This is a genomic window from Streptomyces sp. ISL-12 (genome assembly GCF_018614415.1).
GTDB lineage: Bacteria > Actinomycetota > Actinomycetes > Streptomycetales > Streptomycetaceae > Streptomyces.
In genome coordinates this window covers 34,664-59,935 of record NZ_JAGGOO010000124.1, presented here as the reverse complement: position 1 = coordinate 59,935, position 25,272 = coordinate 34,664, and the positions used below count along the sequence as shown (strand labels likewise).

Here is a 25,272-nt window from a genome sequence, read left to right as displayed (position 1 = left end):
ACCATGAGCTCTCCTCAGCCTGCCCACGCCTGGGACGAACCGGAGGGGATCGCCCCGCGCGGCACCCTCGTCGTCCTCCCCGGCCGCGGCGAACACGGCGGCGTGTACGAGCGGTTCGGCCGTCGCGTCGCCGCCGACGGTTACCGCGTACGGGCGTTGGCGGATCCCTCCCCCGACCCGGCGGCGGTCACCGACGCCGCCGCCGAGTTGCTGCGCGACGAGACCCTGCCGGGCCCCCGGGTGCTGGTCGGGTCCGACACCGGCGCCCTGTACGCCGCGCGTCTCGCCGCGCGGGGCGTCCCGGGCCTGGACGCGCTGATCCTGGCGGGACTGCCCACCGCGCCGGACACGCTCGGGTCGCCGTCCGACTGGGAGGCCGAACTCGACCAGCGCACCGCCTGCCCCACGCACCGCTCCAGGCTCACCGCCGACGCCGCGTTCCGGCGCGGCGCCCTCACCGCCCCGGCCCCGGACCAACCGCTCGCCCTGGCGGGCGTCTCCGTCCCCGTCCTCGCCCTGCACGGCGCCGACGACACGGTCAGCCCGCTCCCCGAGGCCGGCCGCGCCTACCGTGCCGTGCCCGGCGTGGAGCTGGTGAGCCTGGCCGGGACCCGGCACGACGCGCTCAACGACGTCACCCACCGCACGGCCGCCGCCACGATCGTGCTGTTCCTGGAGCGGCTGCGGCTCTCCCCGGACCTCGCGCCCATCGCCGTACGGGAGGCGCTCGCATGACCGCCCGGGTACTCACCGGCGTGGCCGAGTTGCACGCCCTGCTGCGCGGCGGCGCACCGGGCCCCCTCGTCCTCGACGTACGGTGGCGGCTCGGTGACCCGCACGGCCGCGAGCACTACCGCGAAGAGCACATCCCCGGGGCCGTCTACGTCGACCTCGACACCGAACTCGCCGGCCCGCCCACACCCGCGGGCGGTCGCCACCCCCTCCCCGACCTCGCGGACCTGCAAGCGTCGGCACGCCGCTGGGGCCTCACCGCCGGCCGCCCGGTGGTCGTGTACGACGACAACGGCGACACCGCCGCCGCCCGCGCCTGGTGGCTGTTGCGCTGGGCCGGAGTCGAACAGGTCACCCTGCTCGACGGAGCGCTGGGCGCCTGGCGCGCGGCCGGACTGCCGACGGAGAGCGGGGAGCCCGAGGCCCCCGCGCCGGGCGACATCGTGCTCACCCCCGGACGGCTGCCGGTGCTGGACGCCGACGCGGTGGCCGAAGTCGCCCGTGACGGGGTGCTGTTGGACGCCCGGGCCGCCGAGCGGTACCGGGGCGAGAGCGAGCCGGTCGACCCGCGTGCCGGGCACATCCCCGGTGCGCGCTCCGCCCCGACCGGCGACAACCTCGCCCCCGACGGGACCTTCCGCGACGTGGAGGAACTCGCCCTGCGGTTCACCGCGCTGGGCGCGGACGACGCGACCGAGGTGGGGGTCTACTGCGGGTCCGGCGTCACGGCCGCCCACCAGATCGCGGCCCTCGCCCACGCCGGCATCCCCGCCGCGCTGTACCCCGGCTCCTGGTCCGCCTGGTCGGCCGACCCGCACCGCCCGGCCGTGCTGGGCGAACGGCCGTACTGATCCCCGCCACCGCCCCCTCCCCGACGAGAGGCCCCCCGATGTCCTCCCCGAACACGACCGTCCCCGGCACCTCCCCGCCGACCCGCGCCACCCCGGCCCCGTCCTCATCCCCGTCCCCGGTGAAGACCGTCTCCTCCGGCCCCCGCCGGCGTACCGCCCTCCGCGTGCCGCGCGGCGTCCGCCGGGCCGCCGGGCCGGTCGCGCTGCTGGCGGTGTGGTTCCTCACGAGCACCACCGGTGTGCTCCCCGAGTCCGTCCTCGCCTCCCCCGTCGACGTCGCCCGCCGGGCCGTCGAACTGACGCGGACCGGTGAACTGCCGCAGGCCGTCGCCGCGTCCGGCCGCCGGGCCGCGACCGGCTTCCTCATCGGCGCGGTCGTCGCCCTCGCGCTGTCGCTCACCGCCGGACTGTTCCGGCTGGGCGAGGACGTGATCGACGCGTCGATGGGCATGTTCCGGGCCATCCCCTGGGTGGGGCTGATCCCGCTGTTCATCGTCTGGTTCGGCATCGACGAGACCCCGAAGATCGCGCTGGTCGCGCTCGGGGTGACGTACCCGCTGTACTTCAACATCTACGGCGGCATCCGCTCCGCCGACGCCCAGCTCATCGAGGCGGGCCGGATGGCGGGGCTCGGCCGCCTCGGTCTGATCCGGTACGTGATCCTGCCGTCCGCGCTGCCCGGGGCACTGGTGGGGCTGCGGTACGCGCTGTCCACCGCCTGGCTGGCACTGGTCTTCGCCGAGCAGGTCAACGCGGACGCCGGCATCGGCTACCTGATGAGCAACGCCCAGCAGTACTTCCAGACCGACGTCATCGTGCTGTGCCTCGCCGTGTACGCGGTGCTGGGGCTGCTGTGCGACTTCGCCGTACGGCTGCTGTCGCGGCGGCTGCTGGCCTGGCGGGCCTCGTTCGAGGGGGAGGGGACGTGACCGGAGTGGGCACGAGCGTGGACACGCGTGTGGAGGTGCGTGGACTGACCCGCGCCTTCGACGGCAGGACCGTCATCGACGGGCTGGACCTCACCCTTCGCCGGGGCGAGTTCGTCGCCCTGCTCGGGCACAGCGGCTGCGGCAAGTCGACGCTGCTGAAGATCCTCGCCGGGCTGGACAGCGAGAACGAGGGGGAGGTGACCGTACCGGAGCGCCGCTCGGTGGCCTTCCAGTCGCCGCGGCTGATGCCCTGGCTGCGCGTGTGGCGCAACGTCGTGCTCGGTCTGCCCGGCTCCCCGGACCGGGCGCTCGCCGAGCGCTATCTGGCCGAGGTGGGCATCGAGGAGTACGCGGGCAGCTGGCCCAAGACCCTCTCCGGGGGCCAGGCCCAGCGGGTCTCGCTGGCCCGCGCCCTGGGGCGCGAGCCCGAGCTGCTGCTGCTCGACGAGCCGTTCGGCGCCCTCGACGCCCTGACCCGGGGCAGGGCGCAGCGCCTGGTCGGGGACCTGTGGCGGCGGCACGGCTGCTCGGTCCTGCTGGTCACGCACGACGTGGAGGAAGCGCTGCTGCTGGCCGACCGGGTCCTGGTGATGGACGGCGGCCGGATCGCCCACGAGGCCGAAGTGGGCCTGGAGCGGCCGCGCGACCTCGGCTCCCCCGACTTCGTACGACTCCGCGGCGAACTGCTGCGGCGCCTGGGTGTCCACGAAGCCTCGGCGCATCCCCAGGAAGAGGCACCCGCATGAACCCCGTCACCCCCGTCCACCGCGTCAGCCGCGCGCTGCGCTCCGCGCTCCTCCTCACCGCGCTGCTCGCCACCGCCGCCTGCGGCGGGAACAGCGAGGCCGCGTCCGGTGGCTCCGCCTCGCGGGTGACGCTGACCATCGGCGACCAGGCGAAGAACCTGCAGACGCTGTTCAACGCCTCCGGCGCGCTCAAGGGAACCTCGTACGCGGTGAAGCGGGCCGAGTTCGAGGGTGCGGCGCCGCTCTTCCAGGCCGTCCAGGCGGGCGCCGCGGACACCTCGTACGCCGCCGACCTGCCCACGCTCCAGGCCCTCTCCGGCGGTGTGCCGGTCAAGGTGGTGGGGGCGCTGCGCAACGACGGTACGCACACCGGGATCGTGGTCCGCGAGGACTCCTCGGTGCGCAGCGTCGAGGATCTCAAGGGCAGGAAGGTCGTGGTCTCCTCGGCCAAGGGGTCCGTCGCCGAGTACCTGCTCGCGCACGTGCTGCGGCAGGCGGGACTGAGCTACGACGACGTGCGGGTGCAGTACCTGCTGCCGACCGACGCCCAGGCCGCGTTCACCTCCGGGAAGATCGACGCCTGGGCCACCTTCGGGGTCTACAAGGCGGTCGCCGAGCAGCAGGGCGGCCGGCTCCTGGTCAACGGCGCCGACGGGCGCGTGAGCGGCTACGGCTTCATCGGCGCCTCCGAGGAAGCGCTGGCCGACCCGGGCAGGAAGGCCGCCGTCGCCGACTACCTGCGCCGCCTCGACGCGGCCCTGGCCTGGTCGCGGGAGCACCCGGACGACTACGCCGAGGCCATCCAGCGCACCAACGGCGCCTCCGCCGAGGTCGCCAAGGCGCTGGTGAGCCAGGCCAACAGCAAGCTGCTGCCGGTGAGTTCGGAAGTCGTCCGGGCCGTGCAGGACGTCGGCGACACCATGCACGGCATCGGCGTCCTCACCCCCGATCCGACCCTCGCCGACCACGTCGACACCAGCCTCGTCAAGGAGTGAGCCCCGCCATGCCGGTCGAGTTCATCAGCGCCGTCCACCCCAACCCCGCCACCGAGGGCGACCCCACCGCGGGCAGCGGCATCGACGTCGACCACGCCCGCCGCTACGCCCGCGCCCTGGACGACGGCGGCTTCGACTACACCCTCGTCACCTACCATTCCGCCTCGCCCGACGCGCTCCAGCTGGCACAGTTCGTGGCGCACCACACCGAGCGCATCAAACCCGTCCTCGCCCACCGGCCCGGCGTGATCTTCCCGACCCACGCGGCCCGCGCCCTGGCCACGCTGGACCGGATCAGCAAGGGGCGCCTGGTGGTGCACATCATCTCCGGCGGCAGTGACGAGGAGCAGCGGCGCGAGGGCGACTACCTGAGCAAGAGCGAGCGGTACGCCCGCTCCGACGAGTACATCCGGATTCTGCGCGAGGTGTGGGCGGCCGACGGGCCGGTCTCGCACGAGGGGCCGTACTACCGCTTCGAGGGCTTCCGTTCTGATGTCACGCCCCACAACGGCACCATCCCCATCTCCGTGGGCGGCTCCTCGCAGGACGCCTACCGGGTGGGCGGACAGCAGGGCGACATCTTCGGGCTGTGGGGCGAGCCGCTGAAGGAGACGGCCGAGCAGATCGCCGCGGTCCACGCCCACGCGGACGCCGCCGGCCGGCCCCGCCCCCGCATCTGGGTCTCCTTCCGCCCGATCATCGCGCCCACCGACGAACTGGCCTGGGAGAAGGCACACCGCGTCCTCGGCTCCCTCAAGACCCACCACGAGCAGCGCGCCCGGCAGCACCACTACCCGGCGCTCGGCCAGGGAACCCCGGCCAACGTCGGCTCGCAACGGCTGCTGGCCGTCGCCGAGCGCGGCGAGGTGCACGACCGCTGCCTGTGGACCGCCCCCGCGGCGGCCACCGACGCCGCCGGCGCGTCCACGGCACTGGTCGGCTCGCCGGAGACGGTCGCCAAGGCGCTGCTCGACTACGTCGACATCGGCTGCGAGCTGCTGTCCATCCGCGGCTACGACCCGCTCAACGACGCCATCGACTACGCCCGGCACGTCCTCCCGCTGGTCCGCCAGGAACTGGCCCACCGCGCCGCGTCGGGAGCGGCCGCGTGAGGCGGGCCGGTCCCGCTCTCGCCCTCGCCGGACTGCTCATCGGCGCCCTCGGCGCGTGCGGCGGCCCCGCGGGCGCCGAGGACGGCGGCGACACCGTCACGCTGCGCGTGGGGGCGACCGGCTGGAAGCGGGAGGAGGCCCTGCTGAAGTTCGCCCGCCTCGACGACACGCCGTACCGGGTGCGCTGGAGCCTGTTCCAGGGCGGCGACAAGCAACTGGAGGCGGTACGCGCCGGGGCACTGGACGTGGCGAGCTCCAGTGAGATCCCGCCGGTGTTCGCCGCCGCCGACGGCAGGCCCGGCTTCAAGGTCGTCGCCGTGCAGCACGGCAACACCCTCAACCAGGAGGTCGTCGTCCCCGAGGACTCGGACGTCACCTCGGTCGCGAAGCTGAAGGGCAAGAAGGTCGGCTACGTCAAGAACACCACGGCCCACTATTTCCTCTACGCCCTGCTCCAGCGGGCCGGGCTCGGCTGGGACGACATCACCGCCGCCCCGCTGGAGCCCGACAAGGCGCTGGCCGCGCTGAACGGAGGCTCCCTCGACGCCTTCGCCGGATACGGCAACGCGGTCATCACCGCCCACCAGCGGGGCGCCCGCACCATCGGCGACGGCGCGGACGTCCTGTCCGGCAACTTCCTGTGGTCCGCCTCCGACGACACGCTCGGCAGCGCGGACGGACGCGAGGCGCTGGCCGATCTGCTCGCCCGGATCGACCAGGCGTACGCGTACGTCCGTGACGGGCGCCAGGAGGAGTACGCGAAGGTGGTCGCCGCCGCCACCCACCAGCCGGTGGACGAGGCACTGGAGGAGTTGTCGCGGGGCGAGGCCCAGCGCAGGACAGAAGTGGGGCTCGTGACCGCGAAGGCCACCGCGTCCCAGCAGCAGGTCGCCGACGCCTTCGTGGAACTCGGCGCGCTCAGACAGCCGTTGGAGGTCGCCGCGTTCTGGACCCACCGCCTCGACGCTCCCCTGCGGAAGGCCCTGTCCTCATGACCACCGCACTCCGCTTCCGGGCGCCCGACCTGGCCGGCCTCGCCCCGGTCACCGGCCGGCTCGCCGCCACCGCCGCCGCGCACGACCGTACGGGCGCCTTTCCGGCGGAGGGTGTCCGCGCCGCGCACGAGGCCGGCCTGCTGACCGCCACCGTCGCCGAGCGCTACGGCGGTCCGGGCCTCGGGGTCGCGGCCACCGCGCGCATCCTGCACGCGCTGGGCGAGGGAGACCCTTCGGTCGCGCTCATCGCGGCGATGAACCTGGCCGTCCACCACCGTCAGGCCGTACGGCCGCACTGGCCCGAGGAGGTGTACGGGCAGGTCCTGGCGGCGGCGGCCGAGCGGCCGGTGCTGCTCAACCACGTGCGGGTGGAACCCGAGCTGGGCTCCCCCGCGCGCGGCGGGCTGCCCGCGACGGTGGCCCGGCGCACGGCGACCGGCTGGTCCCTCACCGGCCGCAAGCGGTTCGCCACCGGCGTCGAGGGGCTCGACTGGCTGCTGGTGTGGGCCACCACGGACGAGACCGCGCCGAGGGTCGGCACGTTCGCCGTCCCCGGCACCTCCCCCGGCATCGAGATCACCCACCGCTGGGACCACCTGGGGCTGCGGGCCAGCGGCAGCCACGACATCGCCCTGCGCGAAGTCGAGGTCCCCGCCGGCCACGTGGTCGACATGGCCGCCCACGGTCCGGGCGCCGAACAGGACAACCGCGCGGGCGCCGCCCTCCACCTCCCGCTCGCAGCCCTGTACCTGGGCGTGGCCCGCGCGGCCCAGCGGTACTTCCACCGCTTCGCGCACGAGCGGGTACCCGCCAACCTCGGCCACCCGGTGGCCCGTACGGAACGCTTCCGCCGGGCCGCCGGTGAGATCGCCCTGCGGCTGGACTCCGCGGAGCAGCTGGTGTTCGGGGGCGCCGAGCGGGTGGACGCGGCCGACGCCACGTACACGCCCGAACTGGCCCTGGGCGCCCGGACCCTGGCCGACCGGCACGCGGTGGAGGGGGTCGGGCTCGCGGTACGGCTGCTGGGCAATCCGGGGCTGAGCCGCGACAACCCGCTGGAGCGCCACTTCCGTGACGTCCAGTGCGCCCCGGTGCACGCCCCGCAGGAGGACGTGGCCCTGCTCGCCGTCGGCAGCCGTGCCCTGGAGGACACCCGATGACCGTCACCCGACTCGACCGGGCCGAGGCCCTGCTATCCGCCCTGGGCCGCGACCTGCCGGCGGACGCGCTCACCACCGGCCCCGGGGCCACCGCCCCGTACGCCGCCGACCGCTCCGGCAGCCGCCCGGACGGCGAGCCCCTGGCCGTCGTGCACGCGGCGCACGCCGAGCACGTGCGGACGGCACTGCGGCACGCGCACGCGCTGCGGGTACCGGTGGTGCCGCGCGGGGCCGGGACCGGACTGTCCGGCGGCGCGAACGCCGGCACCGGCACGCTCGTGCTGGACCTGTCCCGGATGAACCGGATCCTCGACCTCGACCCGCACGACCAGGTCGCCGTCGTCGAACCGGGCGTCGTCACCGCCGAACTGGACCGCGCGGCGGGCGGGTTCGGACTGCGCTACGCCCCCGACCCGGCCAGCGCGGCGATCTCCACCGTGGGCGGCAACATCGCCACCAACGCGGGCGGGCTGCGCTGCGCCAAGTACGGGGTGACCCGGGACGCCGTACTGGGCCTCGACGTGGTCCTCGCGGACGGCACGCCGATCCGGACCGGCCGGGGCACGGTCAAGGGAGTCACCGGCTACGACCTGACCGCCCTGCTCACCGGCTCCGAGGGCACCCTGGGCGTGATCACCGCCGCGACGGTGCGGCTGCGCCCGGTGCCGGAGTCGACGGCCACCGTGGCCGCGTACTTCGACTCCTTCGCCGAGGGCGCCGAGGCCGTGTCGGCGCTGACCGCCGCCCGGCTGGAGCCCGCCATGGCGGAGCTGCTCGACGGGCCGGTGCTCGGTGCCGTGGACGCCGCGCGGGGCACGGACCTGCGGTCCCGGGGCGGAGCGCTGCTGCTCGTGCAGTGCGACGGACGTGCGGCGGCCGCCGAGGCGGAGCTCGCGGTACGGCTGCTGCGCGGGCGCGCGGCTTCGGTGGAGACCACCGCGGACCCGGCACAGGCGGACCGGCTGCTCGCGGCCCGCAGGCTCGCCCTGCCCGCCCTGGAGCGGCTGGGCCGGGTGCTGATCGAGGACATCGCCGTGCCCAGGAGCCGCCTGGCCGACGCCGTCCGCGAGATCGACGCGGCCGCCGGGCGTCACGACGTACAGATCTTCACCTTCGCGCACGCCGCGGACGGCAACCTGCATCCCATCCTCGTCCTGGACCCCGATGTGCCCGGCGTCCCGGACGCGGCCTGGCGGGCGGCGGGCGACATCTTCACCGCCGCGCTGCGCCTGGGCGGCACCCTCACCGGGGAGCACGGCGTGGGCACCCTCAAGCGGCGGTGGCTGGCCGACGAACTCGGTCCGGAGCAGCACGCGTTGCAGCAGCGCGTCAAGGCGGCCTTCGATCCGCACCACATCCTCAACCCGGGCAAAGCCCTGTGAAGGAGCTCCTCGTGGCGACTGTTCTCTCCGTTTCCGGCAGCCCTTCCGCCGCCTCCCGCACCGCCCGGCTGCTGCGTCACCTCGACGGCCGGCTCAGGGCCCAGGGGCACGACGTGATCCCGCTGGACGTGCGTACGCTCCCCGCCGAGGCCCTGCTGCACGCCGACTTCGGCCACCCGGCGATCACCGAGGCCACCGCCCTGTTCGAACAGGCGGACGGCGTCGTGATCGGCACCCCCGTCTACAAGGCCGCCTACTCCGGGCTGCTGAAGTCACTGCTCGACCTGCTGCCGCAGTACGCGCTGACCGGCAAGACCGTCCTGCCACTGGCCACCGGCGGCACCACCGCCCACGTCCTGGCCATCGACTACGCCCTGCGCCCCGTACTGAACTCCATGGGCCCCGCCCACATCACCCCCGGCTGCTTCGTCCTGGACCAGCACATCGAGGTACGGCAGGACGGCGGCGTCCTCGTCGAACCGGGCACACAGGAGGCGCTCGACCAGGTCACCGACCAGTTCTCCGCCGCCCTCAGCCGTCGCCGGCCCCTGCGGGCGGCGGCGTGAGCGAAGGTGGCGCGGGTCGTACGGCTCCCACTCGCCGCACAGGGACCGGCAAGGGGCAGCCGCCTCGCTGGCGCGGGCCGGCTGATCGCCGTACGGGACGTGCCGCGACCGCGCGAGGGCGCCGCCCATGACGACCCGGCGCGCGCAGCCCAGCGTCGCGACATCCTCACCTCGCTCGGTATCTGAAAGGCCCCCCGGTGACCACCCCCGCGCACACCCCCTCGGAGACCCTCCGCGTCCCCGCCCTCGGCGACGCCGAGGAACTGGCCTGCGACGTCCTCGTCATCGGCGGCGGCACCGCCGGCACCATGGCCGCGCTGACCGCCGCCGAGCACGGCTCGGACGTCCTGCTGCTGGAGAAGGCGCACGTCCGCCACTCCGGCGCGCTCGCCATGGGCATGGACGGCGTCAACATCGCGGTCATCCCCGGCCGCGCCGAACCCGACGACTACGTGGCCGAGATCACCCGCGCCGACGACGGCATCGTCGACCAGTCCACCGTCCGCCAGACCGCCACCCGCGGCTTCGCCATGGTGCGGCGCCTGGAGTCGTACGGCGTGAAGTTCGAGAAGGACGAGCACGGCGACTACGCGGTCCGCCAGGTCCACCGCTCAGGCTCATACGTGCTGCCGATGCCGGAGGGCAAGGACGTCAAGAAGGTCCTGTACCGGCAGCTGCGGCGGCGCGAGATGCGCGAGCGGGTCCGGATCGAGAACCGGGTGATGCCGGTGCGTGTGCTGACGTCTCCCGAGGACGGGCGCGCCGTGGGCGCGGCCGGCCTCAACACCCGCACCGGCGCCTTCGTCACCGTCCGCGCGGGCGCGGTGATCCTGGCGACCGGCGCCTGCGGCCGTCTCGGCCTGCCCGCGCCGGGCTGTCTCTACGGCACCTACGAGAACCCGACGAACGCGGGCGACGGCTACGCGATGGCGTACCACGCGGGTGCCGAGCTGACCGGCATCGAGTGTTTCCAGATCAACCCGCTGATCAAGGACTACAACGGCCCGGCCCGCGCGTACGTCGCCAATCCCTTCGGCGGTTATCAGGTCGACCGGCACGGCGAACGCTTCGTCGACTCCGACTACTGGTCGGGGCAGACGATGGCCGAGTTCGCCGCGGAGGTGGCCAGCGACCGCGGACCGGTGTACCTGAAGCTCAGCCACCTCCCGGAGGAGTCGGTCTCGGCCCTGGAGTCGATCCTGCACTCCACCGAGCGCCCGACGCGCGGCACCTTCCACGCGGGCCGCGGCCACGACTACCGCACCCACGACGTGGAGATGCACATCTCCGAGATCGGCCTGTGCGGCGGCCATTCGGCGTCGGGGGTGCGGGTCGACGACCACGCCCGTACGACCGTCCCCCGGCTGTACGCCGCCGACGACCTGGCCTGCGTCCCCCACAACTACATGATCGGCGCGTTCGTCTACGGCGACCTGGCGGGCGCGGACGCGTCCCAGTACGGGCGCTACGAGGGAGAGTCGCCCCTGGACCAGTTGTCGCAGGCGCACGAGCTGATCTACCGTCCGCTGCGCAGCCCCGACGGCCCACCGCAGCCCCAGGTCGAGTACAAGCTCCGCCGCTTCGTGAACGACCTGGTACGCGCGGCCGCCTACGAGGCCCTGGGCACGGCCGGCTGCCCGGCCGTCCTGGCCGCCCGCGCCGAGGAGGCCCTGACCGACCCGGCCTGGCAGGTGCGGGCCGGTGCCGCCGGCGCCCTGTCCGCCGCGGCTCCCGGCCTCGCCGTCCCCGCACTGGCCAAGGCCGTCGCCGACGCCAACGCCGACGTCCGCAAGGCCGCCGTACTGGCCCTGACCCGCCACCGCGCGGCCGAGGACGCCCGAGCGGCCCTGGCCGCCGCGACGACGGACCCGGACCCGGACGTCCGGGCCTATGCGGCGCGGGCGCTGTGACCGCGTCCCGCCGTGCCGCCGGTCCTGCCGTGCCGCCAGGAGACGTCCCGCATGCCGCGGGACGTACCGGGCCGGGCCGCGCGGGCTGACCCGGCGGCCGGCCCGGCCGCGCCGGCGACCGCCTCGGCGTCGCCGGTGAGCACCTGGGTCATCGCGGGCCGCCGGCGCCGGCGAAGGGGACCTGCGCGGAAGGGGCCGGCCGCTCGCCGGACGGGTGCTGCCACAGGCCCCGCGCCCGGAGCTTCGGCAGGACGCCCTCGCCGAACCAGTACGCCTCCTCCAGGTGCGGATAGCCCGACAGGACGAACTCGTCGATGCCCAGGCCGGCGTACTCCTCGATCCGTTCGGCGACCTCGTCGTGGCTGCCGACCAGGGCCGTGCCCGCTCCGCCGCGCACCAGCCCGATGCCGGCCCACAGGTTGGGGTGGATCTCCAGCCCGTCGCGGCCGCCGCCGTGCAGGGCGAGCATGCGCCGCTGTCCCTCGGACTCGCTGCGGGCGAGCCCGGCCTGCACGGACGCCACGGTGTCGGGGTCGAAGCCGTCGAGGAGCCGGTCCGCCTCCGCCCAGGCCTGCTCGGAGGTGTCCCGGGTGATGACGTGCAGCCGGATGCCGAAGCGGAGGGTGCGGCCCTCCTTGGCCACCAGCGACCGGATCCAGGCGATCTTCCCGGCGACGGCCGCCGGCGGTTCGCCCCAGGTGAGGTACGTGTCGACGTACCGGGCGGCGACCTCACCCGCCACGGGCGAGGAGCCGCCGAAGTACACCTCGGGCACCGGGTCGGGCACCCGGGCCAGCCGCGCGTCCTCGATCCGCAGGTGCGCACCGTCCAGGTCGACGCTCCTGCCCTCCCACAGTCCACGGACGACCTGGAGGAACTCGCCGGTACGCCGGTACCGGTCGTCCTTGTCGAGGAAGTCGCCGTAGGCGCGCTGCTCGTGGCTCTCGCCACCGGTGACGACGTTGAGCAGCAGCCGTCCGCCGGTCTGGCGCTGGAAGGTGGACGCCATCTGCGCGGCGAGCGTGGGCGAGACGAAGCCGGGCCGGAAGGCGACGAGGAACTTCAGGCGCTCGGTGTGCTGGCTGACCATGGCGGTGGTCAGCCAGGCGTCCTCGCACCAGGCGCCGGTGGGGGTGAGCGCGCCGGTGAAGCCCAGGTCCTCGGCGGCGCGGGCGATCTGGCTCAGGTAGGCCACCGTCGGCGGCCGGTCGCGGCCCGAGGCCGTGGCGGGGGTGCCGTGGCCGCCGCCGACGACGTGGCGGCTGTCGCCGTTGGTGGGGAGGAACCAGTGGAAGGTGAGGGACACGTGGGGCTCCGATCAGGGGTGCGATCAGGGTGTTCGTCACAGGAGGCCGTGCCGGGGCGGCCTGGTCCCGTTCAGGACGTGGCGGCCGATGTGCTGGACCTTCCAGCGGGCCGGATCGTGCAGGGTGTGGGTACGGGCGTCACGCCAGTGGCGGTGCAGGCCCAGGGAGTCGAGCGCCGCCCGGGTCCCGGAGACTTCGAACAGGGCGCTGCCGACCTCCACGGCCGCCTTCGCCGCCGTCACCTTGGCGGCGGCGACCGCGATCGACGCCTCGGCGGCCGAGTCGTCGGTGAGGTCGGCGCGGGCGGTGTCCACGGACCTCGCCGCGGCGGCGAGCAGCGCGTCGGCGGCACGTACCTGGATCGCCAGCTCACCGAAACGCTGGATCAGCAGCGGGTCCTCGGCTGCGGTGTCGAACCCGCTCTCGAACCAGGGCCGGCTCTTCGTGCGGACGAACTCCACGGCCTCGGCGAGTGCTCCGGAGGCGATCCCGGCGTCGATGGCGGCGTGCAGCAACTGGGCCACGGCGCCATGAAGCTGAGGGCCCTGGAAAGTGAGGTGGTGCGGCAGGACCCGGTCGGCGGGGACGGGCACCGACTCCAGGCGGACGGTTCCGCTGGCGGTCGTGCGCTGTCCCATGCCGTCCCAGTCGTCCACGACCGTGAGGCCGGGCGCGTCGCGCGGTACGTACGCCACGTGCAGGGTGTCGTCACCGGCGCGGGCGAGGACCGGGATCCAGTGGGCGAACAGCGCGCCGGTGGAGTAGTGCTTGACCCCGTCGAGGACGTACGTCCCGTCCGGGCGCCGCACGAGCCGGGTCCTGATGTCCTGGACGTGCTTGGTGCCCGCCTCGGACTGCGCGTTGCCGAACCTCCTGCCGTCCAGCACCTCGCCGAAGAAGAACTTCAGCTGCTCCCGCGTCCCTTGCCGGCGCAGCACGCCGACGTACACGAAGTGGCTCTGCGGGATCTGGGCGAGGCTGGCGTCGGCGGTGGCCAGCAGCCGGAAGATCTCGGCGAGAGTCTCCGTACGGACGTCCGCGCCGCCGAACTCCTCGGGCACCGTCACACCGAGCAGCCCGGAGGCGGACAGCCGCTCCACCTCCGCGTGCGGGAGCCTGCGCAGCGCGTCCCGCTCGGTGGCCCCCTCGCGGAAGCCGGCGGCCAGCCCGGCGGCGACGGCGAGGGCCTCGTCGTCGCCGCCGATCACGGTCACCGCGCTCATCCGGTGGCCGCCAGCAGGGTCGGCCGGCCTCCGAGGGCGAGCGAGAACTGGTCGGTGACCTGGGCCAGGGCCTCGGCAGCACCGCGCGCGACGGTCAGGGTGCCGTCGTCGCCCACGGTGATGTCCTTGTCGAGGGTGAACCAGCCCGGCGTGATGTGGGCGGGGCCCATGGAGTTCAGTACGGGGCGCAGGGCGTAGTCGATGGCCAGGACGTGGGCGGTGGTGCCGCCGGTGGCCAGCGGGAGGACGGTCTTGCCGGTCAGCGCGTACTGCGGGAGCAGGTCGAGCAGCGCCTTGAGCAGGCCGGAGTAGGCGGCCTTGTAGACGGGCGTGCCGATCACGATGCCGTCCGCGCGTTCGAACAGGGCGGTGGCCTCGGTGATCGCCGGGTTCCGGAAGTCGGCGTGCAGCAGGGCCTCGGGCGGCAGGGTGCGGACGTCGAACGGGATCACGTCGTGCCCCTGGGCCCTGAGCCGCTCGTCCAGGTGGCGCAGCAGCCGGGCGGTGCGGGAGGTGGCGGAGGGGCTGCCGGAGACGGACAGGATGGTGGCCATCGGAGGTCCTTTCAGGAGTACCAGGTGGGCTGCGGCAGTTCGCCGGTGAGGACGTGGCGGCCGATCTCGCGGCGCTTGTAGGCCACCGGGTCGTGGAGCGTGTGGGTGCGGACGTTGCGCCAGAACCGGTCGAAGCCGTACGCGGAGGCGGTGGACCGGGCGCCGGTCACCTCGAAGATCCGGTTGGTGACCTCCAGGGCCACGTCGGTGGCGCGGGCCTTCACCGCGGCGACTCGCACCTCGAACTCGCCGCGGGCCTGCTCGGTGACCGCGTCCGGGGCGTCGTGCAGTTTCTGGCCCTCGGCGGCCACGGCGTCGGCCAGCGCTTCGGCGGCCCACAGCTTGGCGGTGAGGTCGCCGTAGGTGTCGATGACGTACGGCTCGTCCACGGCGTGCTCCTGACCGCCGTGCAGCCAGGCGCGGGACTTGGTCCGGGTGTAGGTGGCGGCGGTCTCCAGGGCGCCGGCGGCGATGCCGAGGTAGAAGTTGACGAAGACGAGCTGGATGGTGGGCACGTTCAGGGTGTTGTAGACGCGCGGCTGGAACTGCTTGTCCACATAGCCCGCCGCGGCCGACCAGGGGACGCGTACGGCGTCGATGGTGACGCCGCCGCTCTCGGTCAGGCGCTGGCCGATGTTGTCCCAGTCGTCGTGGAAGGTCAGTCCCTCGCTGTCGGACGGGACGATGGCGAAGACGTGGTCGTCGGTGCCCTCCAGGACCCCTTCGAGGACGGTGACGTCGGAGACCTTGCCGCCCGTGGAGAAGGACTTGCGTCCGGTGAAGGTGAGGGTGTCGCCCTCGTCCTTCACCGTCACGTCCTCGTCGCGCGGATTGACCGCGCCGCCGAAGAACCACTGGTTGCGGGCGGCCTCGGCCTCCACGTGCTCCCACTGTTCGCGGGTGGCGACCAGACGGGCGGCCCAGTTCCACAGGTAGTGGTAGCCGAGCAACTGGCCGATGGAGCCGTCGGCCTTGGCGACCTCGCGGACGACGCGGTAGGCGGTGGGCCAGTCCTGGCCCGCGCCCCCGTGCTCGACGGGGCCGAGGAGGGTGACCAGGCCGGAGTCCTTCAGCAGTTGGACCTCGGCGTACGGGGTGGCCGCGGCCTTGTCGCGGGCGGCGGCGTCGGTGGCGAGGACGGCGGCGACCTCGGCGGCGCGGGCGATCCAGTCCTGGGCGGTCAGCGGGGCGGGGGCGGTCTTCCAGTCGGCCGGTGCGGCGGTGCTCATGGTGAGGTCCTCTGGTCTCGGGTGCGGATGCGGGTGCGGTCAGGTCAGGCGTGGGCGGCGGCGACGGGCTCCGGCTCGGCCTCCCGTGCCTCCAGTTCGCGTACCAGGGGGAGCACGCGCTTGCCGAAGTACTCGACCTCCTCCAGGTAGTGCAGGAAGCCGAGAAGGAAGAGGTCGACGCCGAGCCGCTTGTAGGCGACGATCCGCTCGGCGACCTGCTCGGGCGTGCCGATCAGGCCCGTACGGAAGCCGTCGTTGTACTGGACCAGGTCCTCGAAGCCGGAGTCCTGCCACATGCCCTTGCCGTCGGCGGTGGACGGACCGGCCTGCTGGACGGCGTCGCGGAAGCCGTGGACGGCCTCGGTGTCGGCCTTGGCGACGATCTCGCGGAGCGTGTCGCGGGCCTCGGCCTCGGTGTCACGGGCGATGAGGAAACCGTTGAGGCCGAACTTCGGTGCCGTACGGCCCGCTCGGGCGGCCGAGGCGCGGACGTCGGCGATCTGCTCGGTGACGCCGTCGAAGTCCTTGCCGTTGCTGAAGTACCAGTCGGAGACGCGGCCCGCCATGGCGCGGGCGGCGGTGGAGTTGCCGCCCTGGAAGATCTCCGGGTGCGGGCGCTCGGGGGTGTTCAGCGGCTTGGGCTTGAGGGAGAAGTCACGCAACCGGTAGAAGTCACCGGCGAGTTCGGCGTGGTCCTCGGTCCAGATCTGGCGCAGGGCGCGGATGAACTCCTCGGAGCGACGGTAGCGCTCGTCGTGCTCCAGCCAGGGCTCGCCGAGGGCGGTGAACTCGCCCTTGAACCAGCCGCTGACGACGTTGACGGCGAAGCGGCCGTTCGACAAGTGGTCGGCGGTGGCGCCGAGCTTGGCGAGGACGCCGGGGTGCCACAGGCCGGGGTGGACGGCGGCGATGACCTTGAGCCGCTGGGTGGCGAGCAGCAGGGCGAGGCTGAAGCTGGTCGACTCGTGCTGGAACTCGGCGCCGTAGCTTGCCATGTAGCGGACCTGGCTGAGGGCGTAGTCGAAGCCGTTGTTCTCGGCGAGGACGGCGAGTTCGCGGTTGTAGTCGTAGCCCCAGTCGGTGCGCTGCTCGATGGTGCTGGTGACCAGGCCGCCGCTGACGTTCGGCACCCAGTAGGCGAAGCGGACGGGGTCGGATCCGGGTGGTTCGGACATGGAGAACTCCTGGCGAGAGAGCGTGCGGGAAAGCGCATGCGAAAAGCGCGTGCGGTGACCGGGAAACGTGTTGCGATGACCGGGATTCAGGCGTGCGGGCGCACTGTTCCCGGAAAGGCCGAAATCACGGCGGAAAACGGCCGGCGGTGGAATTCACGAGGGGAGATCGGGGCCAGTGCGAGGGTTTCCCTCGGAGGCTCAGCTGGTGCGCTCAGGCCCGACAGCGACAGCAGGAGCTGGAGACACGCGCAAGGTCGACGTGGCGTCGACGCGTGAGATCCTGTCGCTTCATGTCACCGATAGAATCAGTGGAGCGTCCTGCCGGTCAAGAGTTCCTGGCCGTGATTCCACATCCTGAGAGTCGGTATTCACGAGGTTGTGACAGGGATTCCCTTGAACTCGACGCGGGACGGGCGCCAGTCTCCTGTCGTGCGTATCGAACAGCTCGAATACATCACCGCCGTCACCCGGTTCGTTCGCTGAGGCGCGCCGCGGAGGAACTGCATCTGTCCCAGCCGGCGCTCAGCGAGACCGTGCGCAATCTGGAGCGCGAGCTCGGCGTGGACCTGCTGGAGCGCAACCGGTCCGGGGCCAGGATCAGCGACGAGGGCCGGGAGCTGCTGCCGCACATCATGAGTGTGCTGGACGCGGTCGACCGGCTGCGCGGCGCGGCCGACGACCAGCACCGCATCAGCCGCATGGTCCGGCTCGGCACGGTCAACACGGCCACCGTCCCGCTGGTCATCCCGACCGTGCGTGAGTTCCGGGCCGCGCACCCGGTCACCCAGGTCGAGTTGGTGGGCGCGCAGCAGGCCGAGATCCTTCGAGGGCTGCTGGAGGGCGCGTTCGACCTGGGGCTGGTCAACTACCTCCGGGGCGACGACATGCCGCCCGGCTTCGAGACCACCGAGCTGCTGCGCGGCCGCCCCGTGGTGTGCGTGCGCCCCGACAGTCCGCTGGCGGCCCTGGACGCGGTGGACACGGACAGCCTCCTCGCCGAGCCGCTCGTCGTCATGCGGTCCGGCTACGTCATGCACCGCTTCCTGCACCGGCTGCTCCGCGGCCGGACACCGGTCTTCTCGTACTCCACCGACGGGGCGGAGATGGGCAAGCTGATGGTCGCCGAGGGACTGGGCGCCACGGTGCTGCCGGACTTCAGCGTCGTCGGCGACCCGCTGGAACGGCGGGGCACGATCACGGTGCGGCCGCTCGCGGGGGACGGAACCGAGGTACTGCTGGTCCTGCAGCGCCGGCATTCCGGTTCCGTCCCCCGGGCAGTGCGCGATCTGCACGAGCTGTTCGTGCGCAACGCCCGCGCGCACGGGGCCGCTTCGTGAGGAAGGCCCTGCGCCTCAGCTGTGCGCCAGTTCCCCGAGCAGCTTCCAGGTGCGGCGCCGGTCCGCCTCGCCTCCCAGGTCGGTCGCGGTGAACACCACCTCGGTCGCGCCGGCCTCGCGGTAGCGCCGCACCTCGGCGGCGACGGTCTCCTCGTCACCGATCACGGCCAGGTCGGCGGCCCGCGTACCGCCGGACAGCTCGATGACACGCTGGTAGGAGGGGAACCGCTCGTAGAACGCGAGCGTCTCGGTCGCGGCCTCCCGCACGGCTCCGGGGTCGGCGGTGACCACTCCGGGGACGAACGCCACGATGCGCGGTGCCGGACGGCCCGCCGCCCGTGCCGCGGCGGTGACGGCCGGGACGATGTGCTCGGCCAGGGCGCGCGGTCCGGCGAGCAGGGGCAGGATCCCGTCCGCGAGTTGGCCGGCGACCCGCAGCGCTTGCGGCCCCATGGCGGCGACCAGGATCGGCACCGGCGGCTCTGAGCCCGGCACCGCCGCCGGCAGCGGTGGGGCGGCGGTCAGCAGCTCACCGTGGAAGTCGGCCGTCCCCGTCTCCACCAGCCGGCGCAACGCGGTGAGGAACTCCCGCAGCAGGCGGACGGGGCGTTCGTGGGGGATGCCGAAGCCGGCCTCGGACCAGTGGCGGGCGCCGCCGGGCCGCTCGGCCCGCGGGGCGAGGCCGGTGGAGTTGCGCGGGGCGTCCGCGGCCCTCGCTCCAGCCGCGATCGGAACGGGGCCGCGGACGCCGTGTGGGGGAGGTCAGAGGCGGGCGGACTCCTGGGTGAGTGGTAGCGCCGGTTCCCACGGGAACGGCGGGTCCGGGATCTCGCGGCGCAGTACGGGGGCGACCAGGGACTGGAACAGCTCCAGGGAGGCTCGGTGCCGGGCGTCCGGCAGCCCGTGGGCGTCGGCGTGCAGGTGGAGCACGGTGTGGCCGAGCCGCTCGTGGTAGCGGTGCACCTTGTCGATGACCTGCTGGGGGCTGCCGATCAGGGCGGAGCTGCGTTCGGCGAAGTCCTCCAGGGTCTCGAAGACGACGGGCAGCCCCGCCTGCCTGGAGAAGGCCAGACCGGCTTCGAAGACCGGCCGGTAGGCGGCCAGCGCCTCCTGGGAGGTGGGCGCCACGTGGACGCCCGCCGTGCCGGCGCCGATCGCGATGCCGGCCGGGTCGTGCCCGTAGTGCTCCCAGCGCTCGCGGTAGTGGCGGACCAGCTCGGCGTAGGGCTCGACGGGGTTGGTGACGTTGGCGGAGAACAGCGGGTCGCCGTGGCGGGCGGCCAGGTCGACCGACTCCTTGCTGGTGGCGCTGCCGTGCCAGACGCGGACGGGCCGCTGGAAGGGCCGGGGCCACACCTCGGAGTCCGTCAGCGGCGGGCGGAAGCGGGTCCGCGCGGTGACCTTGTCCTGGCGCCAGATCCGCCGGAAGACCTCGTAGCTCTCGGCGTTGCGCTCCCACTGGTCCTCGGGGGTGACGTGGAACAGCTCGCGCTGGGCGGTGCCGTTGCCCTTGCCGATGATCAGGTCGAGCCGGCCCTCGGAGAGGTGGTCGAGGGTGGCGTAGTCCTCGTAGGCGCGGACCGGGTCGAGCAGGCTCAGGGTCGTCACCGCGGTGAAGAGACGGATGCGTTTCGTCAGCGCGGCCACATGGCTCAGTACCACGGCCGGCGAGGAGGAGATGAACGGCCGTTCGTGCCGCTCCCCCACCCCGAAGCCGTCGAAGCCCAGCTCCTCGGCGAGCACGGCGTCGCCGAGGACCTCGCGGAAACGCTCGTGGGTCGATTTCCGTACGCCGGTGACCGGGTCCGGGCGGTGCGCGATCAGGGTGACGGCGATGAACTTCACGACGCCACCCGCTCACCGCGGACGTCGGCCGGGTGCGCCAGGCCCAGGTGGTCGCGCAGGGTCGTGCCCTCGTACTCCGTGCGGAACACGCCCCGTTCCTGGAGCAGCGGGACCACCTTGTCGGCGAACTCGTCCAGCCCGCCCGGGGTGATGTGCGGGACGAGGATGAAGCCGTCGCTCGCGTCGGCCTGGACGAGTTCGTCGATGGTGTGCGCGACGGTGGCCGGGGAGCCGACGAAGTTCTGCCGGTTGCCGGTGTTGATGACCAGGTCGCGGATGGACCAGCCGTGCGCGGCGGCCAGTTCGCGCCACTCACGGGCGGTGGCCAGTGGGTCCCGGTACATGCGGACCTGGGCGCGGCCCTGGGAGATGTGCCGGGCGCCGACGTCCGGGTCGATGTCGGGCAGGGGCCCTTCCGGGTCGTACGCCGACAGGTCCCGGTTCCAGACGAACTCCAGGTGTTTGATGGCGGTGGCCCCGCTGACCTGCTGCCGGCGCACCTCGCGGGCGAGTTCCTCGGCGTCCGCGTCGGTGTCGGCGAGGACGAAGGTCGCGGCGGGCAGGATGAGCAGCTGGTCGGGGCGGCGGCCGTACCTGGCCAGGCGGGACTTCACGTCCGTGTAGAAGGCCCGGCCCGCCTCCAGGGTGCCGTGCCGGCTGAAGACGGCGTCCGCCTCCGCGGCGGCGAACTCGCGGCCCTCCTCGGAGTCCCCGGCCTGGAAGATCACCGGGCGGCCCTGCGGGGAGCGCGGGACGTTGAACCGTCCGTGGATGTCGAAGTGCTGTCCGGTGTGGGCGAAGGCGCCCGCGTCGGCGTCCCGCAGGAAGGTGCCGGTGGCCCGGTCGGCGAGGATCTCGTCGCCGTGCCAGGAGTCGAAGAGTTCGTGCGCCGTGGCCAGGAACTCCCGGGCGCGGGAGTAGCGCTCCTCCTGGGGCAGGAAGCCGCCGCGGCGGAAGTTCTCGCCGGTGAAGGCGTCCCAGGAGGTGACGACGTTCCAGGCGGACCGCCCGCCGGAGAGGTGGTCGAGGCTGGCGAACTGGCGGGCCACCTCGTACGGCTCGTTGAAGGTGGAGTTGATGGTGCCGGTCAGTCCGAGGTGCTCGGTGACGGCGGCGAGCGCGGCCAGGACGGTGAAGGTGTCGGGGCGGCCGACGACGTCCAGGTCGTATATGTGTCCGCCCTGTTCGCGGAGCCGGAGTCCCTCGGCCAGGAACAGGAAGTCGAACCTGGCGCGTTCGGCGGTCCGGGCGAAGTGCGCGAAGGAGCTGAACTCGATGTGGCTGCCGGCCCTCGGGTCGCTCCACACGGTGGTGTTGTTGACGCCGGGGAAGTGGGCGGCCAGGTGGATCTGCTTCAGGGGCTTGGTCATGGCGCTGCGGTCTTCCTTCCGACGGTTCAGGCTGCCGCGTAACGGTTGGCGGGGCGGGGCAGGCCCAGCAGGCCGCGCAGGGTGCCGGCCTCGTAGGCGCGGCGGAAGACGCCGCGTCGCTGGAGTTCGGGGACCAGCCCTCGGGTGATCGCCGGGAGGTCGTGCCCGGCGACGGCGGGGCGCAGCCGGAAGCCGGACAGCCCGGCGCCGCGCAACTCCAGGAGCAGATCCGCCAGTTGGGACGGTGTCCCGGTGAAGACCAGCGCGTCGCTCGTGTACGGCTGTCCCGCGAGCGCGTCGAGCCGTTCCCGGCGTGCCCGCGCGGCGGCCGGGTCGTCGTCGAGGAAGACCACGAGGTCGCCGAAGACGTGCAGCGGCTCGGCGGCCCGTCCGGCCGCGTTCTGCTCGGCGCGGATCCGGGCGACGATCGCGCGGGCCTCGTCGGCGTCGTGCGGCGTGACGTAGCCGATGTCGGCGGCGCGGGCCACGAGCCGGTACGGGACGGTGTCGTGCGCGAGGGCGGTGACGACCGGCTGGCCCTGCGGCGGGCGGGGCGTGATGGAGGGGCCCCTGACGCTGAAGTGCCGGCCCTCGAAGTCGATGTGATGCAGCTTGTCGCGGTCGATGAAGCGGCCGGTGGCGGCGTCCCGGATCTCGGCGTCGTCCTCCCAGCTGTCCCAGAGGCGGCGCACCACCTCCACGTGATCGGCGGCCTCGTCGAAGAGGTCGGTGATCAGCTCCTGGGTGCCCGGGGCGTCGTAGGACTCGATGCGCGGGATCGTACGGCGGCCGAAGTGCGCGGCCTCGTTCGGACGGGCGGTGATCTGCACACGCAGGCCGGCCCGGCCGGTGCTGACGTAGTCGAGGGTGGCGATCGCCTTGGAGATGTGGAAGGGCTCCGTGTGGGTGACGACCACCGTCGGCACCAGGCCGATGCGCCGGGTCAGCGGGGCGACGCGGGAGGCGATGAGGACGGCGTCCAGGCGACCGCGTACCTGGTCGGTGCGGTGGTCCGGGGCGAGGAAGTGGGACGACTGGAGGCCGAGGCCGTCCTCGATGGTCACGAAGTCGAGGAGCCCGCGCTCGGCCTCCGCGACCAGGTCGGCCCAGTAGGCGGCGGAGAACAGGTCCCAGGGCCGGGCCACCGCCTCACGCCAGGAGGCGGGGTGCCAGCCGGTGCCGTCCAGGGCGACGGCGAGGTGCAGCGGGGAAAGGGACGTTGAGGACACGAGTGTGCGCCTTCCTGGAAGTCCGTGACGAGAACGCCGGCCCCCCGCAGGGGGGGGGCGGGCACGGCGGTGAGGGACCGGGTCACCACGTCGCGGACACCCGCCGCGACGGCGCGTACGGGCTGCTACGGGTGCCGACGACGGGCGTCGGAGGAGGCGGTGCCGCGGCAGCGCCCGCGAAGACAGGAACCGGCCCGCGAAGGGGTCACCGAGCGTGGGAGGGGCCGGTCAGAGGGCCCGCTGCCGGGTCAGGCGCAACACGCGGCCGACCACACCCGACCGAAGTCGATGTGATCGCGCGAGACCAGGCGCCGCTGGGCAGTCATGTGGTCAATTCAGCAGCACATCCCGTTGTTCGTCAAGGAGCGCCCGGATACCGGAACCGCACCCGCTCGTCTTCCGTGGGACGGAAGCCCCGTTGCGCCCGTGCGAGCCCGCTCCGGACCATGTCGCCACGACAGAGAGACGGGAGCCGCCCCATGCCTCACACCACCGCCTTCGCCAGGAACCAGTGGTACGTCGCCGCCTACGCCCACGAGGTCGGGCGCGAGTTGCTCGGCCGGACCGTGCTCGGGGAGCCGCTCGTGCTGTACCGGACCGCGGAGGACGGCACGCCGGTCGCCCTGCACGACCGCTGTGTGCACCGCCGCTACCCGCTCTCCGAGGCCCCGACCCGACTCGACGGCGACCGGATCGTGTGCGGCTACCACGGGTTCACGTACGACACCACCGGCACCTGCGTGTACGTGCCGGGGCAGAAACGGGTGCCGCGCACCGCCCGCGTCGCCTCCTACCCGGTGGCCGAACGCGACTCGCTGGTGTGGGTGTGGATCGGCGACCCGGCGCTCGCCGACCCCGAGGCCGTGCCGCGTGCCCGGCACCTGGACTCCCCCGGCTGGGTCACGGTCCGCGGCATGGAGCCGATCCACTGCGACTACGGGCTGCTGGTCGACAACCTCCTCGACCTGTCCCACGAGACGTATCTGCACGGCGGTTACATCGGCACCCCCGAGGTCGCCGAGACGCCGATCACCACGGAGGTCGACGAGGGCGCCGGGATCGTCCGGGTCAGCCGGCACATGGACGACGCCGAGTGCCCGCCGTTCTACGCCAAGTCGACCGGCATCAGCGGCCGGATCGACCGGTGGCAGGACATCGAGTACCACGCGCCCAGTCTGTATCTGCTGCACAGCCGCGTCGCCCCGGTGGGCGTGCGGCCGGAGGCCGACGGCAGCGATCCGCACGCCTTCCACACCGAGATCACGTACGCCATCACCCCGTCCGCCGACGGCGAGGTGTACGACTTCTGGGCGGTCTCCCGGGACTGGGCGACGGACGACGCCGAGGTCACCGAGTTCCTGCGGAAGAACAACCACACCGTCGTGATGCAGGACGTCGACGCGCTCAACCTGCTCCAGCGCGCGCTGGGCGCCGAGCGCGCCGGCTACCAGGAGCTGAGCATCAACATCGACACCGGCGGCCTGGCCGCCCGCCGCATCCTGGCCCGGCTGGCCGAGGAGGGTGACGCGTGACCACCGGTGAGGTGTACCGCGTCGACTGGCTGCCCGGCACCGACGTCCTGCACGGCACCTGTCACTGCGGCGCCGAGCACACCGCCGAGGACCCGGTCGCGATGTGGGAGTGGATGCTCGCCCACCCGGACGGACACGATCCCCGAGGAAACGGTTCATGACCCTGTACGAAAGCGAACTCGTCGTCGCGGACGTCCGGCCGGCGGCCGACGCCGTGCTGGCCCTCACCCTGCGCCACCCGCTCGGCGGACCGCTGCCCGCCTGGGAGCCCGGCGCGCACATCGACGTCCTCCTCGGCCCGGGGCTGGAGCGGCAGTACTCGCTGTGCGGCGACCCGGCCGACCGGGAGGCGTGGCGGATCGCCGTGCTGCGGGAGGACGCCGGGCGGGGCGGATCGGCGTATGTGCACGAGCACCTGGGCCGGGGCGGCACGGTGCGGGTGCGCGGGCCGCGCAACCACTTCCGGCTGGAGCCCGCCGCCCGCTACCGGTTCATCGCCGGCGGCATCGGCATCACCCCCCTCCTGCCGATGCTGGCCGCCGCCGAACGGGCGGGCGCCGGCTGGTCGTTGCTGTACGGCGGACGCAGCCGCAGCTCCATGGCGTTCACGGGGGAACTGGCGCGCTACGGCGACCGGGTCACCCTCGCCCCCGAGGACGAGACCGGGCTGCTGGACCTCGCCACCGTGCTGGACGGCGTACCGGACGGCACCCTCGTCTACTGCTGCGGTCCCGGTCCGCTGCTCGACGCGGTGGAGGAGCGGTGCCCGCCGCGCGTCCTGCGCACCGAGCGGTTCCGCCCCAAGGAGCGACTCCCCTTGGACAACGACGGGTTCGAGGTCGTCCTCGCCCGCAGTGGCCGCACCGTCGCCGTCCCGCCGGACGTCTCCGTCCTCGACGCCGTGCGCGCGGCCGGCGCCGAGGTGCTGTTTTCCTGCACGGAGGGCACCTGCGGAACCTGTGAGACGGAGGTGGTCGAAGGCGTCCCCGACCACCGGGACTCGGTGCTCACCGAGGAGGAGCGGGCGGCCGGGGAGACGATGCTCATCTGCGTCTCCCGGTGCCGGGGAAAGCGGCTCGTCCTGGATCTGTGA

Annotated in this window: 24 protein-coding genes and 3 pseudogenes; 16 read left to right on the top strand and 11 right to left on the bottom strand. The window is 73.4% G+C overall.

Annotation, left to right across the window (positions count from 1 at the left end; all coding sequences use genetic code 11):
* Positions 1–3 precede the first annotated feature (3 nt).
* The 12 genes and pseudogenes from J7I94_RS30375 to J7I94_RS30325 all read left to right on the top strand — a co-directional run bounded on the left by J7I94_RS30375 (position 4) and on the right by J7I94_RS30325 (position 11,378).
* Entirely contained in the window at positions 4–735 is a 732-nt protein-coding gene (locus tag J7I94_RS30375; protein WP_215172234.1) for an alpha/beta hydrolase, read from the top strand.
* Positions 732–1,583: a sulfurtransferase gene (locus J7I94_RS30370; RefSeq protein ID WP_215172228.1), complete on the top strand. Its 852-nt coding sequence runs from the start codon at positions 732–734 to the stop codon at positions 1,581–1,583. Before J7I94_RS30375 ends, J7I94_RS30370 begins: the two co-directional genes overlap by 4 nt.
* A 38-nt stretch (positions 1,584–1,621) precedes the next feature.
* A complete protein-coding gene (locus J7I94_RS30365; RefSeq protein WP_215172226.1) occupies positions 1,622–2,512 on the top strand; it encodes an ABC transporter permease in 891 nt (296 codons plus the stop codon).
* Positions 2,513–2,529: 17 nt separating this feature from the next.
* Positions 2,530–3,258, top strand: coding sequence for an ABC transporter ATP-binding protein (locus J7I94_RS30360; protein WP_215172224.1), 729 nt, complete (start codon positions 2,530–2,532; stop codon positions 3,256–3,258).
* Entirely contained in the window at positions 3,255–4,253 is a 999-nt protein-coding gene (locus J7I94_RS30355; RefSeq protein ID WP_215172222.1) for an ABC transporter substrate-binding protein, read from the top strand. The genes J7I94_RS30360 and J7I94_RS30355 overlap by 4 nt, the downstream gene beginning before the upstream one ends.
* Before the next feature lie 8 nt (positions 4,254–4,261).
* Entirely contained in the window at positions 4,262–5,365 is a 1,104-nt protein-coding gene (locus J7I94_RS30350; protein WP_215172220.1) for an LLM class flavin-dependent oxidoreductase, read from the top strand.
* Positions 5,362–6,360 (top strand): ABC transporter substrate-binding protein, encoded by a 999-nt coding sequence (locus J7I94_RS30345; RefSeq protein ID WP_215172218.1) that lies wholly within the window; start codon positions 5,362–5,364, stop codon positions 6,358–6,360. The genes J7I94_RS30350 and J7I94_RS30345 overlap by 4 nt, the downstream gene beginning before the upstream one ends.
* Positions 6,357–7,520, top strand: a complete 1,164-nt coding sequence (locus J7I94_RS30340) for an acyl-CoA dehydrogenase family protein (protein WP_215172216.1) — start codon at positions 6,357–6,359, stop codon at positions 7,518–7,520. Before J7I94_RS30345 ends, J7I94_RS30340 begins: the two co-directional genes overlap by 4 nt.
* Positions 7,517–8,902, top strand: a complete 1,386-nt coding sequence (locus J7I94_RS30335; RefSeq protein WP_215172214.1) for an FAD-binding oxidoreductase — start codon at positions 7,517–7,519, stop codon at positions 8,900–8,902. The genes J7I94_RS30340 and J7I94_RS30335 overlap by 4 nt, the downstream gene beginning before the upstream one ends.
* A gap of 11 nt (positions 8,903–8,913) precedes the next feature.
* Positions 8,914–9,468: an NADPH-dependent FMN reductase gene (ssuE, locus tag J7I94_RS30330; RefSeq protein ID WP_215172213.1), complete on the top strand. Its 555-nt coding sequence runs from the start codon at positions 8,914–8,916 to the stop codon at positions 9,466–9,468.
* A gap of 63 nt (positions 9,469–9,531) precedes the next feature.
* Positions 9,532–9,654 (top strand): annotated as a pseudogene (locus tag J7I94_RS38740) (ABC transporter ATP-binding protein); the annotation flags it as partial.
* An 11-nt stretch (positions 9,655–9,665) separates the two neighbouring features.
* Positions 9,666–11,378, top strand: a complete 1,713-nt coding sequence (locus J7I94_RS30325) for a fumarate reductase/succinate dehydrogenase flavoprotein subunit (protein WP_215172211.1) — start codon at positions 9,666–9,668, stop codon at positions 11,376–11,378.
* Here the strand turns inward: J7I94_RS30325 and J7I94_RS30320 are convergent.
* From J7I94_RS30320 to J7I94_RS39600, 7 genes are all read right to left on the bottom strand, one after another.
* On the bottom strand, positions 11,357–11,530 hold the full coding sequence (locus J7I94_RS30320) for a hypothetical protein (RefSeq protein ID WP_215172209.1): 174 nt from the start codon (positions 11,528–11,530) through the stop codon (positions 11,357–11,359). The two genes, J7I94_RS30325 and J7I94_RS30320, sit on opposite strands and share 22 nt — an antisense overlap.
* Positions 11,527–12,684 carry an LLM class flavin-dependent oxidoreductase gene (locus J7I94_RS30315; RefSeq protein WP_215172207.1) on the bottom strand — a complete coding sequence of 386 codons (1,158 nt, stop codon included), beginning with the start codon at positions 12,682–12,684 and terminating at the stop codon, positions 11,527–11,529. Before J7I94_RS30315 ends, J7I94_RS30320 begins: the two co-directional genes overlap by 4 nt.
* 36 nt (positions 12,685–12,720) lie before the next feature.
* Complete coding sequence (locus tag J7I94_RS30310; protein WP_215172205.1) at positions 12,721–13,908, bottom strand: SfnB family sulfur acquisition oxidoreductase; 1,188 nt, start codon at positions 13,906–13,908, stop codon at positions 12,721–12,723.
* Positions 13,905–14,462 (bottom strand): NADPH-dependent FMN reductase, encoded by a 558-nt coding sequence (gene ssuE, locus J7I94_RS30305; protein WP_215172203.1) that lies wholly within the window; start codon positions 14,460–14,462, stop codon positions 13,905–13,907. Before ssuE (J7I94_RS30305) ends, J7I94_RS30310 begins: the two co-directional genes overlap by 4 nt.
* A gap of 11 nt (positions 14,463–14,473) precedes the next feature.
* Positions 14,474–15,691, bottom strand: coding sequence for an acyl-CoA dehydrogenase family protein (locus J7I94_RS30300; RefSeq protein ID WP_215172201.1), 1,218 nt, complete (start codon positions 15,689–15,691; stop codon positions 14,474–14,476).
* A 44-nt stretch (positions 15,692–15,735) separates the two neighbouring features.
* Positions 15,736–16,866 (bottom strand): dimethylsulfone monooxygenase SfnG, encoded by a 1,131-nt coding sequence (gene sfnG / locus J7I94_RS30295; protein ID WP_215172199.1) that lies wholly within the window; start codon positions 16,864–16,866, stop codon positions 15,736–15,738.
* 211 nt (positions 16,867–17,077) lie between these two features.
* Positions 17,078–17,158: a putative leader peptide gene (locus J7I94_RS39600; RefSeq protein ID WP_358839838.1), complete on the bottom strand. Its 81-nt coding sequence runs from the start codon at positions 17,156–17,158 to the stop codon at positions 17,078–17,080.
* A 137-nt stretch (positions 17,159–17,295) separates the two neighbouring features.
* Here J7I94_RS39600 and J7I94_RS30290 point away from each other — a divergent pair.
* Positions 17,296–18,203: pseudogene (locus tag J7I94_RS30290) on the top strand (LysR family transcriptional regulator).
* Positions 18,204–18,218: 15 nt separating this feature from the next.
* On the opposite strand, the pseudogene J7I94_RS30285 reads toward J7I94_RS30290, so the two are convergent.
* The 4 genes and pseudogenes from J7I94_RS30285 to J7I94_RS30270 all read right to left on the bottom strand — a co-directional run.
* Positions 18,219–18,929 (bottom strand): annotated as a pseudogene (locus J7I94_RS30285) (TIGR03564 family F420-dependent LLM class oxidoreductase); the annotation flags it as partial.
* 36 nt (positions 18,930–18,965) lie between these two features.
* Entirely contained in the window at positions 18,966–20,048 is a 1,083-nt protein-coding gene (locus J7I94_RS30280; RefSeq protein WP_215172197.1) for an LLM class flavin-dependent oxidoreductase, read from the bottom strand.
* On the bottom strand, positions 20,045–21,418 hold the full coding sequence (locus J7I94_RS30275) for an NtaA/DmoA family FMN-dependent monooxygenase (protein ID WP_215172195.1): 1,374 nt from the start codon (positions 21,416–21,418) through the stop codon (positions 20,045–20,047). Before J7I94_RS30275 ends, J7I94_RS30280 begins: the two co-directional genes overlap by 4 nt.
* 26 nt (positions 21,419–21,444) lie before the next feature.
* Positions 21,445–22,647, bottom strand: a complete 1,203-nt coding sequence (locus tag J7I94_RS30270; RefSeq protein WP_215172193.1) for an LLM class flavin-dependent oxidoreductase — start codon at positions 22,645–22,647, stop codon at positions 21,445–21,447.
* Between the two features lie 479 nt (positions 22,648–23,126).
* On the opposite strand from J7I94_RS30270, the gene J7I94_RS30265 reads away from it, so the two are divergent.
* Genes J7I94_RS30265 through J7I94_RS30255 form a run of 3 tightly spaced genes read left to right on the top strand, consistent with a single transcriptional unit; the run spans position 23,127 to position 25,272 of the window.
* Positions 23,127–24,179: an aromatic ring-hydroxylating dioxygenase subunit alpha gene (locus J7I94_RS30265; RefSeq protein WP_215172191.1), complete on the top strand. Its 1,053-nt coding sequence runs from the start codon at positions 23,127–23,129 to the stop codon at positions 24,177–24,179.
* Entirely contained in the window at positions 24,176–24,340 is a 165-nt protein-coding gene (locus J7I94_RS30260) for a hypothetical protein (protein ID WP_215172189.1), read from the top strand. The genes J7I94_RS30265 and J7I94_RS30260 overlap by 4 nt, the downstream gene beginning before the upstream one ends.
* Entirely contained in the window at positions 24,337–25,272 is a 936-nt protein-coding gene (locus tag J7I94_RS30255; RefSeq protein WP_215172187.1) for a PDR/VanB family oxidoreductase, read from the top strand. Before J7I94_RS30260 ends, J7I94_RS30255 begins: the two co-directional genes overlap by 4 nt.

What these genes read in the sequence shown, in the direction of transcription:
- J7I94_RS30300 (WP_215172201.1), bottom strand. Translation starts at nt 15,691, where the DNA reads ATGAGCACCGCCGCACCGGCCGACTGGAAGACCGCCCCCGCCCCGCTG.
- J7I94_RS30310 (WP_215172205.1), bottom strand. Translation starts at nt 13,908, where the DNA reads ATGAGCGCGGTGACCGTGATCGGCGGCGACGACGAGGCCCTCGCCGTC.
- J7I94_RS30365 (WP_215172226.1), top strand. Translation starts at nt 1,622, where the DNA reads ATGTCCTCCCCGAACACGACCGTCCCCGGCACCTCCCCGCCGACCCGC.
- J7I94_RS30355 (WP_215172222.1), top strand. Translation starts at nt 3,255, where the DNA reads ATGAACCCCGTCACCCCCGTCCACCGCGTCAGCCGCGCGCTGCGCTCC.
- J7I94_RS30335 (WP_215172214.1), top strand. Translation starts at nt 7,517, where the DNA reads ATGACCGTCACCCGACTCGACCGGGCCGAGGCCCTGCTATCCGCCCTG.
- J7I94_RS30275 (WP_215172195.1), bottom strand. Translation starts at nt 21,418, where the DNA reads ATGACCAAGCCCCTGAAGCAGATCCACCTGGCCGCCCACTTCCCCGGC.
- J7I94_RS30255 (WP_215172187.1), top strand. Translation starts at nt 24,337, where the DNA reads ATGACCCTGTACGAAAGCGAACTCGTCGTCGCGGACGTCCGGCCGGCG.
- J7I94_RS30375 (WP_215172234.1), top strand. Translation starts at nt 4, where the DNA reads ATGAGCTCTCCTCAGCCTGCCCACGCCTGGGACGAACCGGAGGGGATC.
- ssuE (WP_215172203.1), bottom strand. Translation starts at nt 14,462, where the DNA reads ATGGCCACCATCCTGTCCGTCTCCGGCAGCCCCTCCGCCACCTCCCGC.
- J7I94_RS30340 (WP_215172216.1), top strand. Translation starts at nt 6,357, where the DNA reads ATGACCACCGCACTCCGCTTCCGGGCGCCCGACCTGGCCGGCCTCGCC.
- J7I94_RS30265 (WP_215172191.1), top strand. Translation starts at nt 23,127, where the DNA reads ATGCCTCACACCACCGCCTTCGCCAGGAACCAGTGGTACGTCGCCGCC.
- J7I94_RS30370 (WP_215172228.1), top strand. Translation starts at nt 732, where the DNA reads ATGACCGCCCGGGTACTCACCGGCGTGGCCGAGTTGCACGCCCTGCTG.
- J7I94_RS30350 (WP_215172220.1), top strand. Translation starts at nt 4,262, where the DNA reads ATGCCGGTCGAGTTCATCAGCGCCGTCCACCCCAACCCCGCCACCGAG.
- J7I94_RS39600 (WP_358839838.1), bottom strand. Translation starts at nt 17,158, where the DNA reads ATGAAGCGACAGGATCTCACGCGTCGACGCCACGTCGACCTTGCGCGT.
- sfnG (WP_215172199.1), bottom strand. Translation starts at nt 16,866, where the DNA reads ATGTCCGAACCACCCGGATCCGACCCCGTCCGCTTCGCCTACTGGGTG.
- J7I94_RS30320 (WP_215172209.1), bottom strand. Translation starts at nt 11,530, where the DNA reads ATGACCCAGGTGCTCACCGGCGACGCCGAGGCGGTCGCCGGCGCGGCC.